12 protein-coding genes are annotated in these 13,216 nt (G+C 28.6%); 6 read left to right on the forward strand and 6 right to left on the reverse strand.

The window, feature by feature from the left end; genetic code table 11:
• Positions 1-130 precede the first annotated feature (130 nt).
• From kdsA to prfA, 3 genes are all read right to left on the reverse strand, one after another.
• Positions 131-964, reverse strand: a complete 834-nt coding sequence (gene kdsA / locus M9409_RS01000) for a 3-deoxy-8-phosphooctulonate synthase (protein ID WP_250227090.1) — start codon at positions 962-964, stop codon at positions 131-133.
• Positions 965-1,309: 345 nt separating this feature from the next.
• Positions 1,310-2,146 carry a peptide chain release factor N(5)-glutamine methyltransferase gene (gene prmC / locus M9409_RS01005; protein ID WP_250227091.1) on the reverse strand — a complete coding sequence of 279 codons (837 nt, stop codon included), beginning with the start codon at positions 2,144-2,146 and terminating at the stop codon, positions 1,310-1,312.
• Entirely contained in the window at positions 2,146-3,228 is a 1,083-nt protein-coding gene (gene prfA, locus M9409_RS01010; protein WP_250227092.1) for a peptide chain release factor 1, read from the reverse strand. Before prfA ends, prmC begins: the two co-directional genes overlap by 1 nt.
• 782 nt (positions 3,229-4,010) lie before the next feature.
• Between prfA and lolB the strand changes: the two genes are divergently transcribed.
• The 5 genes from lolB to ychF all read left to right on the forward strand — a co-directional run bounded on the left by lolB (position 4,011) and on the right by ychF (position 8,430).
• The gene (lolB, locus tag M9409_RS01015) at positions 4,011-4,520 is read left to right on the forward strand and encodes a lipoprotein insertase outer membrane protein LolB (protein WP_250227234.1); all 510 of its coding nucleotides are present in this window, start codon (positions 4,011-4,013) and stop codon (positions 4,518-4,520) included.
• Positions 4,517-5,383: a 4-(cytidine 5'-diphospho)-2-C-methyl-D-erythritol kinase gene (ispE, locus tag M9409_RS01020; RefSeq protein ID WP_250227093.1), complete on the forward strand. Its 867-nt coding sequence runs from the start codon at positions 4,517-4,519 to the stop codon at positions 5,381-5,383. Before lolB ends, ispE begins: the two co-directional genes overlap by 4 nt.
• Before the next feature lie 106 nt (positions 5,384-5,489).
• Positions 5,490-6,428 (forward strand): ribose-phosphate pyrophosphokinase, encoded by a 939-nt coding sequence (locus M9409_RS01025; protein ID WP_250227094.1) that lies wholly within the window; start codon positions 5,490-5,492, stop codon positions 6,426-6,428.
• A 244-nt stretch (positions 6,429-6,672) separates the two neighbouring features.
• Positions 6,673-7,275 carry an aminoacyl-tRNA hydrolase gene (pth, locus tag M9409_RS01030; protein ID WP_250227095.1) on the forward strand — a complete coding sequence of 201 codons (603 nt, stop codon included), beginning with the start codon at positions 6,673-6,675 and terminating at the stop codon, positions 7,273-7,275.
• 78 nt (positions 7,276-7,353) lie between these two features.
• Positions 7,354-8,430, forward strand: a complete 1,077-nt coding sequence (ychF, locus tag M9409_RS01035) for a redox-regulated ATPase YchF (protein ID WP_250227096.1) — start codon at positions 7,354-7,356, stop codon at positions 8,428-8,430.
• Between the two features lie 154 nt (positions 8,431-8,584).
• Here the strand turns inward: ychF and M9409_RS01040 are convergent, their stop codons facing one another.
• Positions 8,585-9,295 (reverse strand): Bax inhibitor-1/YccA family protein, encoded by a 711-nt coding sequence (locus M9409_RS01040; protein ID WP_250227097.1) that lies wholly within the window; start codon positions 9,293-9,295, stop codon positions 8,585-8,587.
• A 190-nt stretch (positions 9,296-9,485) separates the two neighbouring features.
• The gene (gene gpmA / locus M9409_RS01045; RefSeq protein ID WP_250227098.1) at positions 9,486-10,181 is read right to left on the reverse strand and encodes a 2,3-diphosphoglycerate-dependent phosphoglycerate mutase; all 696 of its coding nucleotides are present in this window, start codon (positions 10,179-10,181) and stop codon (positions 9,486-9,488) included.
• A gap of 267 nt (positions 10,182-10,448) precedes the next feature.
• Here gpmA and pgl point away from each other — a divergent pair, with 267 nt between their 5' ends.
• Positions 10,449-11,471 (forward strand): 6-phosphogluconolactonase, encoded by a 1,023-nt coding sequence (gene pgl, locus M9409_RS01050; protein WP_250227099.1) that lies wholly within the window; start codon positions 10,449-10,451, stop codon positions 11,469-11,471.
• Positions 11,472-12,414: 943 nt separating this feature from the next.
• Here pgl and ybgF read toward each other — a convergent pair.
• The gene (gene ybgF, locus M9409_RS01055) at positions 12,415-13,215 is read right to left on the reverse strand and encodes a tol-pal system protein YbgF (protein WP_420022204.1); all 801 of its coding nucleotides are present in this window, start codon (positions 13,213-13,215) and stop codon (positions 12,415-12,417) included.
• Position 13,216: the final 1 nt, after the last annotated feature.

Genomic DNA, 13,216 nt, shown 5'->3' on the forward strand with positions numbered 1-13,216 from the left:
CATGAAAAAAATTAAATAAATTTAAAATATTTATATGCAATATTAAATTTTAGATACATTGCTATTAAAAAATAATTTGAATTAGAAAATTTTGTTTTTTATTATTAATTCAATATTTTGATGTGTAATTTTAAAAAGATTTAACTAATTCATCAATAGCTTTCATCTGCTTTAAGAAATTTTCTAATTGATTTAGAGGTAATGCAGAGAATCCATCACATTTAGCGCAACGAGGGTTAGGATGTGCTTCCAGAAATAATCCAGCTATCCCTACTGCAATACTCGCTCTAGCGATATCATAAATTTGTGTATTTCTTCCTCCAGAAATGGGACTTAATGGATTACGTGTTTGTAAAGAATGCGTGACATCTACTATTATCGGGCAGCCTTTAGAAACGTGATTCATTATGTTCAATCCTAGCATATCTACTATTAAGTTATTATAGCCAAATACAGTGCCACGTTCACATAAAATAATTTTTTTATTGCTAAATGAATGACACTTCTTAACAATGTGTATGATTTGAGTAGGGCTCATATATTGTGGTTTTTTTATATTAATTGGCATACCAGTCTGCGCAATAGATGCAATTAAATCAGTTTGTCGGGCTAAAAACGCGGGAATTTGTAGTACATCTACTACTTCTGATACAGTTTTTACTTGGTAAATTTCATGTACGTCAGTCATAAGTTTGACTCCAAACATTTCCCGCAATTCTTGTAGTAAACGTAAACCTTCTTCTAATCCTGGCCCACGATATGAATCAATTGATGAACGATTTGCTTTGTCGAAAGATGCTTTAAATACATGAGGTATATTTAGCTTATGAGTTATGTTGACATAATGCTCGCAAACTTTTATGACTATATCTCGTGACTCCAAAACGTTCATCCCGCCAAATAACACGAATGGTAAATTATTGGATACTTTTATATTGGAGATATCGACTATTAATTGTTGCATGTATTGTATTTTCCAACATTTTGAGTTTTAAGAACATAAAACTGTAAAATTTTTTAATCACTGATTAGTGCTGATATTCATTAAAAGATAACCATAGTACATCAGCCTCGTAATGAACATTGCTCAGCTATGATTTAGTTAAATAAATATATTATAATATAAAAGATTGGATAAATTTAATATTTTTATAGTATAAATATAGTTTGTGGGTTTGTGTATACTTAAATACTGTTGTATGGTTATTTAAGTTGCGGTGTATCCTTATTGGTTTTTGAATTTATTTATTTAGCTTGTATTATTTATCAGTTAAATATGCAATTTGTTAAAATATAAAATATAATATTGTTAATAGGATTTCCATTTTCCGTATGTGACGCGCTCATAATGATGATAATCGCGTATCGTATGAATATGAGTAAATCCATATTTTAAAAATAAAGTACGTATATAATTTCCTTGATTCCATCCATGTTCTAAGACTAACCATCCATTTTGGCGTAAATGTTGAGTGGAATATTTGCAAATCACTGTTAAGTCTTTTAAGCCTTTTTGTTGCGATACTAATGTGTTTTGAGGTTCAAAAATCATATCGATAGATTGTAAACATGGATCATTTTTGTCGATATATGGTGGATTACTAACAATTAGGTTAAATTTTTTCCCTATTAAATATTTAAACCAATTTCCATATATAAATTTTACATTTTTAAAATCGAGTAAAAGTTTATTGCTATGGGCAAGAAATAATGCTTGTTTTTGACAATCTACTCCTGTAATTTTCCAGTTGGGTCGTTCTGATGCAAGTGCTAAAGCTATTGTGCCTACTCCAGTGCCTAAATCTAAAACATTTAAGTGAGATACTTTTAATAAATCAAATACATGTCTTACTAAGCATTCTGTATCTGGCCTAGGAATAAATGTACCTGGGGCAACTTTAAGATTTAAGGACCAAAATTCTTTTGAACCAACAAGGTAAGCTATAGGTTCTCCTTTGCTTCTTCTATAGATTAAAGATCTTAACTGAATAATAGTCTCATATTTTAGTAATGATTCTCCAAATGCTAATAATTGAGTACGAGATTTTTTGGTGATTTGACTTAAAATAATTTCTGCATCTCTTTTTGGGCTTATAGATTTTTTTAGTTTTAAATGAGCCCAATGTAACCATTGATCCCATGTCATTATTTGAGCTCTAATAACTTATTAAGTTGATCGGATTGATATTGATTGATAATAGGTTGTATTAAGATATTTAATTCTCCGTTCATTATGTCATTTAATTTATATGATGTAAAAGAAATACGATGATCAGTAATTCGGCCTTGTTGAAAATTATATGTACGAATACGATCAGATCGATCTCCAGTACCTAGTAGATTACGTCGGGTGCAGGATACTTCTTGTTGTCGACGTTTCATTTCAATAGCATGTAATCGAGAACCTAGTACCGATAAGGCTTTGGCTTTGTTTTTATGTTGTGAACGTTCATCCTGGCATTCTACAACCAATCCACTTGGTATATGGGTAATACGGATTGCTGAATCTGTAGTGTTTACATGTTGTCCTCCTGCACCTGATGATCGAAAGGTATCAATTCTTAAATCATGAGGATCAATACTCGGTAATTCAATATCTGGTATTTCTGGAATTACAGCGATTGTGCAGGTAGAAGTATGAATTCGACCTTGAGATTCAGTATGTGGTACTCGTTGTACGCGATGTCCTCCAGATTCAAATTTTAAGAAACTATATGCGCCTTTGTAAGGAATTTTAGCAATGATTTCTTTGTAACCACCGCATTCTCCATAAGCAACATTAATAATTTCCATTTTCCATCGATGCACTTCTGCATAACGAGCATACATTCGAAATAGTTCTCCTGCAAAAATTGCTGCTTCTTTTCCACCGGTTCCAGCTCTTAGTTCAATAAAACAACCTAGCTGATCATTAGGATCGATGGGTAATAATAGTATTTTTAAGTTTTGTTCAAGATTATACTGATTCAAATAGAATGTTTTGAGTTCGTCTTGTGCAATATCATGCATATCTATATCGTCAAGCATTTTTTTTGTATTAGTTATTTCTTGTTTTATATTCAACCAACGTTTAAAATGAATAACTATTTCAGATAGTCGAGCATGTTCCTTAGATAAGGTACGAAAATGTTTTTTGTCATTAATAATATTAGGTTTATTGAGTAATTTTTCTAATATATTAAAACGTTCCTGTAAGGCTATTAGTTTATTGACAATAACAGGATTCATATATATTTTTCTTAAGGAAAAGTAGATTTTTATTGTTTAGAAAATAATTGATAAGGTTAATAATTCACCGGTATAATTTAAACATATATTACTCTGTTGCATGATATTGTTGATTTTTTTGTACGACATAAATTATATTTTAACTATTTTTACATGCAAAAGTAAAAAGAACCATATATGTTTGTTTATAAATATAATTGAAACACTAACACCTGGATTATGATATCATATATTTTGTATTCATACAACAATTTAATTTTTATTTTTTTAACATATAAACTTATAAGTGATGAATGTTTATCATCGAATAAAATTTTTAATAGTTATTAAAGGATATAGTTGTGCATACAACTAAAATTATTTAAAAAATTTAATTTTGTTACTAATTTAATAAATACTTAACTGTAATGATTATTTGTGTAATAAATTAATATGTATATAGATATTTCGAATAAATAGTAAAAATGAAAATATTGAAATTTAAAAAAATTAAGTAGAAAAAATTGTATTTTTTTATCTAAAGATGTTAAATATTAAATTTAATAAATATTTAGATGAGTCAAATATTATTTATCTTAACTATCAGATAGATAATTGTATTTAAGATATAAATTGTAAAGTGAGTAGAATAAGTGACATTTATATTTTGAATAATGATTTTTAATTTTAATATTTAAATGTATCAATATAGGTGTTTTCGATTGTTTGGTATAATGATGTTTATTTGTGTTTCTTGTGTTTATCATCATAATTTTGGTTTGTATGAAGATAAATTAGTGTGCATGTGGAACAATCATAAAAAATCAATATCCCGGATATTTCATTATCAAATACAAGGTACTATTATTTATACAGTTAATCACAAAAAGAAGGTGCATGTTAGGTTTACTTGGATTTACAATAATAATAATTGTTGCATGAAATTATTTAATATTTTTGGATTAACTATAATTTCTATATCTATAGAAAATGGGGTTGTTTATATTTTAAATGGTATAGTTTATCAAAACGCTGATTTTAAAAATGAAATCTATAAATGGATTGTAGATTTCAGTTATTTTTTGAAACAATCGCAACAATGGATTCTTGGATTGCCCGGTAATAATGTGGAATATAAGTTGAATTCTACCGGTTGTCTGTCTTATATAAATTGTTGTCATGATGATAAAAATATATCTATATATTATCGTAATTATTATTCTAATAATATACCAACTTTGCCTAAAGTTTTGGAAGCATGTTATGATCAACATCATATTAAGTTAGTAATTAATCACTGGAATATACGATGAATTATCAATGGTCTTCTCCAGGAAAACTTAATTTGTTTTTATATGTAACTGGACGTCGCATAGATGGTTATCATTACTTACAGACATTATTTCAATTCATTGAGTATGGTGATACGATCAAAATAATTGTGACAAATGATGGTAGAATTAGATTATTTGGAATTATGGATAATGTAATATTTCGTGATAATTTAATTATACGAGCGGCAAAATTATTACAAAATTATTGTTGGCCAGATAAAAAACCAGTATTTGGAGCAGATATTTTTATTGATAAAGTATTGCCTGTTGGCTCTGGTTTAGGAGGCGCTTCTTCTAATGCGGCAACTGTATTGTTGGTACTTAATCAACAATGGCACTGTTATTTGAACAAAAATGATTTAATGCATTTAGGTTTGATACTAGGAGCTGATGTGCCAGTTTTTTTATGTGGGTATTCTGCATTTGCTGAAGGTATTGGTAATATATTAACTCCAATTTTTGTGCCTAGAAAATGGTACCTCATTATCGTACCGTCGGTTCGCATTAGTACTTCGTGGGGTTTTCAAATGTATGAATTGGAGCATCATCGTTATTCTCCATATCGATCAATGAGAGAATTATTATCTATTTCGTTTCATAATGATTTTGAGGAAATTATAAAAAAAATATTTCCTGAAATAAAAACGTGTTTTAAGTATTTATCGCAATTTGCATCGGCACAACTTACAGGAACAGGTTCTTGTATTTTTTCTGAATTTAGGACCGAATATCTTGCTTATCAAGTTCAAAGTTATTTGCCATCATGGATTAATAGTATTGTAACACGAGGAATAAATCTATCTCCATTACATAAAGAATTATTGAAACATACTATATTATAGTATTAACAATTTTTTATTTTAATAAATTCTTATCAGCGTCATCATTATTATCTATGTAAATGTTTAATAGTATTAGCAAATATAAAATTATGAGATTTTTTAAAATATGAAACTTTTTACTGGAAATGCTATTCCAGAATTAGCTCAACGTATTGCTAATAGATTATACATTAATCTCGGTAAGGCCTCTGTTGGTCGTTTTAGTGATGGTGAAGTAAGTGTTCAAATTAATGAGAATGTGCGTGGAGGAGATGTATTTATTATTCAATCAACTTGTGCTCCAACAAATGATAACTTAATGGAATTGATTGTTATGGTTGATGCATTAAAACGAGCATCAGCCGCTAGAATTACTGCTGTAATTCCTTATTTTGGGTACGCTCGTCAAGATCGAAGAGTGCGATCTGCCAGAGTACCTATTACTTCTAGAGTTGTAGCAAATTTTTTGTCTAATGTAGGAGTAGATCGTATTTTAACGGTAGATTTGCATGCTGAACAAATACAAGGTTTTTTTGATGTCCCAGTAGATAATGTTTTCGGGAGTCCAATTTTGTTGGAAGATATGATGCGGCAAAATTTTAATAATCCTATTGTAGTATCCCCGGATATTGGGGGGGTAATACGTGCTCGTGCTATTGCAAAATTACTTAATGATACTGATATGGCGATTATAGATAAACGAAGATCTCGTGCTAATATTTCTCAAGTTATGCATATTATTGGAGATGTATGTAATAGAGACTGTATATTAGTAGATGATATGATCGATACTGGAGGAACTTTATGTAAAGCTGCAGATGTTTTAAAAGAAAGAGGAGCTCACCGAGTGTTTGCATACATTACTCATCCAATTTTTTCTGGAGACGCTTACGAGAATATTCAACATTCTATGATTGATGAAATCATAGTGTGTGATACTATTCCATTAAAACCAAAAATAAAATCTTTACCTAATGTACGTGTGTTAACTTTATCTGGTATGCTTGCTGAGACGATTCGACGTATTAGCAATGAGGAATCAATTTCTGCTATGTTTGAGCATTAATAGGATCATATTTGTATATTTAAAAATGTTAATATATATGAAAATATTATATTTTTCTTCATGTCAATCGTTTATGATCATTCTAATAATTAGAATGTTTAGTATATAGTATTAAGGTATGTATGTTGAAAATACTAAATGGTTTTTAGTGTGTGTTAGGTAACAATAAAAATATATTTGTAACATCAAAATTAGTGTTAATTAAATTTGAAATTCATAAAATTGTATGATGGTGTGTATAATAATGACTATTAAGCTTATTGCTGGATTAGGAAATTTTGAAACGAGTTATTTTAATACTAGGCACAATTTTGGTTCCAGATATGTTCAATCTTTGGCGAACAGATATAAAGTAATATTAAGTAAGAATACTACGTTGTGTGGATATATTGGGCAGTTAAAATTAGAAACCAACATTGTAAATTTATTAATACCAGATTCGTATATGAATAATAATGGATTTTCAGTATCTAAATGTGTTGATTTTTATCAGTTATGTCCACAAGAAATTTTGGTTGCACATGATGATCTGAATCTACCGCCTGGTGTAATGCGTATTAAATTAGGTAAAAATATTAATAACAGTCATCGTGGTTTACAGGATGTTATTGTTAAACTTCATAATAAATATGATTTTTATCGTTTACGCATTGGCATAGGTCATCCTGGTGACAAAAGTGAAGTCATTGATTTTGTGTTAAATAAACCAACTGTTTATGAGAAACGTAGGATTAACTATGTAATTAATGAAGCGATATTACATACCGAAGATATAGTTAATAAAAAATTTGTTAAAGTTATGAATCAACTACATACTTATAAGTCTAATGTCTTAAGGAAATATTAATTAAAAATATTAAATTTAATTATAAAAATATGCTTATAAAATTGAATTTTGATACATATTTTGATTGTTTAAAATTTTATGCAAATTGATTGTGGTATTATCGGATTACCGAATGTAGGTAAGTCTACTTTATTCAGGATATTGACTAATGCGCCAGCTAAAATAGCTAATTTCCCTTTTTGTACTATTCATCCCAATATATCTGTGGTGCAGATACCTGATTCGCGTATATATCAATTGATGGATATTGTTTCATCAAATGAAACAGTACATGGTAAGATTAAATTTGTAGACATTGCTGGTTTAATAAAAGGGGCTGCTCAAGGCATTGGGATGGGTAGCAAAATTTTAAATTATGTTCGCTCGGCAAAAGTATTGTGTCATGTGGTACGTTGTTTTGATGACAATCAAATTGTTCATGTTTTTAATGATATAGATCCTCATAGAGATGTGGGTATTGTTAATACCGAGCTTATATTATTTGATATTATGCAATGCGAAAAAAGTATTTGTACATTACAAAAAAAATATAAATTTATTAATGCAGATGTTGAACAACAGTTGTTTGTATTGAAAAAATGTTTGGATTATTTGTATGACGGGGTTCTTTTGAGGAAAGTATGTTTTTCTAAGGTAGAAAGAACGAATGTTGAAAAATTTAATTTTTTAACTATTAAACCAATTGTTTATTTTGCTAATATTGATGAAAAATCTGTTACGAATAATATTTATTTAAATCAATTGATTGCACTTACATCTCATGATGCAATGCCATTAATTTCATGTCGTTCAATGTTATCTTTATTAAAAAATAGAGATGATTGTGTTACAACAATTAGAAAACAGCAAACAGACATATTGTATGATACAGTTAGTGCTATTTTTTCTGTATTAAATTTACGTACTTTTTTTACTATTAATTTACATATGACATGTGCTTGGATATATATGATTGGAATGACTGCATTAGAAGCAGCTAACAAAGTACATAGTGATTTTAAAAAGGGTTTTATTCGTGTTAAAATTATTAAGTTCAATGATTTTATTTTTTATAATGGGGAATTAGGTGTCAAGAAAGTTGGTAAAATATATTATTCAGGTAAAGACTATTGTGTGGAGGATGGGGATATATTGGAATTTTTGTTTAAAATTTAGTGTGCATTGTGTATTGTTGTGTTGTCATATTTAATGACAGTGTTAACAATAAACAGCTAACAGTTACAGAAGATAAATGGCTCGGCCTATTGTTTTTTCTACAGAAAACAATAGGCCGAGCCATTTATCTTCTGTAACTGTTAGCTGTTTATTGTTAACGGCGATTTCCAAAAATGCGAACTATCATTAAAAATAGATTGATGAAATCTAAATATAAAGTTAGCGCTCCTATAATCGAGTATTTGCGAAATTGATCTTGATTATCTATAGATAAAGATGCTCCTATAGATTTTAGTTTTTGAGTGTCATAAGCAGTTAAACCAACGAATATAATAACACCAACATATGTAACAAGCCACATTAAAGCTGTATTTTTCAACCATACATTAACTATTGAAGCTAGTACTATACCAATTAGAGCCATAAATAATAAATTGCCAAAACTGCTTAAATCTCGTTTAGTGGTATACCCATATAATGTCATTGCGCCGAACATACCGGATGTTACAACAAATGCGCTAGATATGGAGGATGTAGTATATAATATAAATACACTGGATAAGGTTAACCCTGTTAACATTGAATACAACATAAATAAGGTAGTCGCTAAAGAACCGCTTAATCGCGTTACCATACCAGATAAAACAAATACTAACGCTAGTTGACCGATAATCAAGCTAAAAAACATTATTTGATTAGAAAATAACAATTGAAGTATTGCTGGAGTTCGAGAAGCATACCAAGCAACAAAGGCTGTTAACAATAATCCACAAGACATCCACCCGAACACTTGTAATATATATGGTTGTATTGCGTTATTAACTCGTTCTGATACTGCGTTTTGAAAACGGGGAAATCGATCCATACTCATCACCTTAAAAAATAGTTGAAATAAGAAAACTTTTTTGCATTATATCGTAAGCAAATCATGTGATCAACAAAATGTTTCATAACATCATTTTTAGAATAAGTGTAAAATTCAAAATAAGCATAACATAATCATGCATTTGATTTATCAAAGTGTTAACTAAACAATATTATTTATTATTTGAATATTATTTTAAATAATAATGTTGAATGGGATATGCGTCCTTGTCGAATTCATATATTAAAGGAACACCTGTTGGTATATTAATTTGAAATATTTCCGATTCATTTAAGTGATTAAGAAATTTTATTATAGCTCGTATAGAATTGCCATGGGCAACGATAATAATGTTTTTTTTTTGTTTAATATAAGGTATTATAGATTGATCCCAAAAAGGGATTACTCTCTGTAGGGTTAGTTCTAAACTTTCGCTGCTGGGTAGTTCATCAGCGCTGAGGTTAGCATAACGATGGTCATTTGTTGCAATGAATTGGCTATTTTCACAAATCCTTGGAGGAACGATATGAAAACTGCGTCGCCATTTTTGAATGGTTTCGTAACCATGTTTCTTTATAGCTTCATCTTTATTTAATCCCTGCAGTGCCCCATAATGACGTTCATTTAGTCGCCAAGATTTCTCTATTGGTAGCCATGCTTGATTTAATTGATCTAGTATAATCCATAAAGTATGAATGGCTCGTTTTAATACTGAAGTATACCCGTAATTAAAAAAAAATCTGTTTTTTTCTAAAATTTTACCAGCGTATTGCGCTTCGGCACGTCCTTTATCTGATAAGTCTACATCAACCCAGCCAGTAAATCGATTTTCTTTATTCCATTGACTTTCTCCATGTCTTATTAAGACTAGTTTAGTTATATTCATAATTTGTTCCTTAATTTTATTTACGAACATACAGAATACATTATATACTGCTTGTTTTAGATTAGCTATTTAATTATGTAATATACAATATTGAAATAAAATGAAATTTGTTAATATATGCATATTATAAATAATATTTTTGTTCTAATGTAATTTAAAAGTGATAATTTTATGAATTATTTAAAAATTAATATAGATTTATAGTCTCATACTGGAGGGCCATATACGGTATGATTTTTTTTAACTTGTATTTAGCACTATTATAAAATGAATAAGCGTACGATGCAAATCGTTTATGTGGCTAGCCCGGAAAGTCAACAAATTTATGTTTGGAAATTAGATAATATTCGTGGGGTATTAGAATTAATGCAGGTAATGTATACTCCTGGGCGCGTGCAGCCTATGGCTGTGCATCCTAATAAACGATTTTTATATGTTGGCATACGTCCTAATTTTGGAATTATTATTTATCGTATAAATCAGATGGGGTTGTTAACGGAATATGGAACCATAGAGATCTTCAGTAGCCCCACTCATTTGGTTACAGACAACACGGGTACATGTTTGTATTGCACATCTTATAGGGATCATACGGTAAGCGTGATCCCTATAAGTATGTCAGGAATGCTGAGTTGTCCTGTACAAATTGTAGGAGGTTTATTAGGTTGTCATTCTTCAAATATAGATAAATTCAAAAAATTACTTTGGGTACCTTGTTTACAGGAGCACGCTATTAGATTATTTAGCATAAATTCATGTGGAATGTTAACGCCATATGATCCGTGTACTATTAAAACTAATATTGGTTGTGGTCCGCGTCATATGACGTTTTATAGTTTTGATTGTTACGCATATGTCATTAATGAATTAGCAAGTACTGTTGATGTTATCAAATATGATAATGTTCACAACACTCCAACAATTATTCAAACATTAAATATAATTCCTAAAAATATTAGCATTAATCGGTGTTGGGCATCTGATATACATATTACTCCTGATGGACGTTGGTTGTATTGTTCTGATAGAGCTGTTAATATTATTAGTTGTCTGAAGATATCTAAAAATACAAAAAAAATAAAATTTGTTGGTTACCAACGAACTGAGGAACAGCCGCGTGGTTTCGCCATCGATTGTCAAGGAAAGTTTTTGGTGGCTGCAGGTCAAAAATCAAATTATATCTCTTTATACAATATTGATTTATACAATGGAAAATTAACTACGTTATCTCGTTATTCATCAGGACAAGGTCCTATGTGGGTTAATGTTGTGACATTGCATTGTGAATAAGTATATATAATAATATTATGTATCTTTTTTATACAGTGATGTTTGTATGAGGACAATTTTTATAAATATAATTTTTACGTACATAGATTAAGTAGTAATTTGTATGAATGCATCTGTGTATTGATATCATTTGTGTTAAGAAGACAGCACAAATTATCATTATAAAAATTAAAATAATAAATTTTTGATTTTTCTGTATTATTATTCATAGTAGTAATAATTATAAGATTTGTTTCTTCTTGTTTTTCTTATGTTTATGTTGTCAGTTGTTTAGCTAATAATCTGAAAAAATTTATAATATATTTGTTTTTCAAGTAAAGTGTCTTATAGTGATAAAGACAAATAATGTAAGATAGATTTTTTTATAAAAATCGTTATAATTACTTGTGGTTATTTTTAATTATATGATTATCGGAAATATTCATTTTGAGTAATTAAATCTACAATTTTTGACGAATCTTCTTAAATGTGCGGATATTTTTTTTAAAAAAGAGCATTTATTTATTTTAATTCATTTTTTCATTTTATTATGGAAACATGAGTTTACTCGTACCCCATAAATATATGTTTTTATCTGCAATATGGATTAGTTAAATTTTTTGAATACTAAACGTAGATAAAATTACATTTAGATTATATCTTCTATTGAAGATAGATTTTTAGTTGCTATATATTTTTAACTTTTATCTAAAATAATATAAGGTAAGACATGCATTAAGAATAAATAAAATTAACGATCATTATCATTACGATATTTAATTAAATAGCGGTATTTTGATTTACATCATTGGTATCGTAGTTTATAAGCTTTTTACTTTTATTATTTTGGAGATCAAAATTGTGTGTTGATCAGCATTAACATTAAAGTAGATTTAAATTATCTTATATTTTTTCATGCGTGAAAGGTAAAAATTGATTTTAAACAATAATTTGTTACTTATTACTATAATGATAAGTGCATCAAACGTTTTTGAGCTTGTTTTGCTGCGTTGCTATTAGGATATAATTTTCCTACTTGTTTATATATTGTCTTAGCTTTTTCTTTTTGTTCTGTTTCTTGCATGATAATACCACATTTTAATAATGCATCTGATGCTTTCAATGATTTAGGATAATTTTTTACGACTAAAGCAAAATGATGAGCAGCATCATTTTTGTTACCTTTATTATAATAAAGCTGTCCTAACCAATAATGTGAATTTGATTGATAAATTGAATCTGGATGACTTTTTATAAAATTTTGGAAAGCCTCTATTGCTTTATTGTATTGTTTTTTTTCCAATACTAATGATACTGCTTGTTTATATGCAGTTTCTATATCTATTATTATTGCATTATCTATTTTTTGGGTTTTTTGAATGTTTGAGTTACTGGATAATTTACCAGAAGTATTGGTATTAGAATAGTATGATGTATTGTTGTGTTTATTTGAAATATTACTGGTGTGTTGAGATGATGCTTTTGGTTGATTATTTATAATTTCTAATATATGATGCTGTATATCTTGAATATTCCCACGTAGAATATCAATATCTCGTTGATTTTCAGATAACTGTTGTTGCATCTGAATTAAGCATTGGCTGTGTGCATCGTATATCTGGTGTAATTGATTAATGCGTTGATTAGTATCTATCTTATTATTTATATCTTTAGCGTATACGATATTATTATTTGCGATATTGCAATATATGATTATCATAATGAATATATATAATTTATGTAGCAATAGTATCAATTTAAACATA

The organism is Blochmannia endosymbiont of Camponotus sp. C-046 (assembly GCF_023585865.1).
Taxonomy (GTDB): Bacteria; Pseudomonadota; Gammaproteobacteria; order Enterobacterales; family Enterobacteriaceae; genus Blochmanniella.

Coding starts and splice junctions, on each gene's coding strand:
- kdsA (WP_250227090.1), bottom strand. CDS start 964: ATGCAACAATTAATAGTCGATATCTCCAATATAAAAGTATCCAATAAT.
- prmC (WP_250227091.1), bottom strand. CDS start 2,146: ATGACATGGGATCAATGGTTACATTGGGCTCATTTAAAACTAAAAAAA.
- prfA (WP_250227092.1), bottom strand. CDS start 3,228: ATGAATCCTGTTATTGTCAATAAACTAATAGCCTTACAGGAACGTTTT.
- lolB (WP_250227234.1), top strand. CDS start 4,011: ATGTGGAACAATCATAAAAAATCAATATCCCGGATATTTCATTATCAA.
- ispE (WP_250227093.1), top strand. CDS start 4,517: ATGAATTATCAATGGTCTTCTCCAGGAAAACTTAATTTGTTTTTATAT.
- M9409_RS01025 (WP_250227094.1), top strand. CDS start 5,490: ATGAAACTTTTTACTGGAAATGCTATTCCAGAATTAGCTCAACGTATT.
- pth (WP_250227095.1), top strand. CDS start 6,673: ATGACTATTAAGCTTATTGCTGGATTAGGAAATTTTGAAACGAGTTAT.
- ychF (WP_250227096.1), top strand. CDS start 7,354: ATGCAAATTGATTGTGGTATTATCGGATTACCGAATGTAGGTAAGTCT.
- M9409_RS01040 (WP_250227097.1), bottom strand. CDS start 9,295: ATGGATCGATTTCCCCGTTTTCAAAACGCAGTATCAGAACGAGTTAAT.
- gpmA (WP_250227098.1), bottom strand. CDS start 10,181: ATGAATATAACTAAACTAGTCTTAATAAGACATGGAGAAAGTCAATGG.
- pgl (WP_250227099.1), top strand. CDS start 10,449: ATGAATAAGCGTACGATGCAAATCGTTTATGTGGCTAGCCCGGAAAGT.
- ybgF (WP_420022204.1), bottom strand. CDS start 13,215: ATGTTTAAATTGATACTATTGCTACATAAATTATATATATTCATTATG.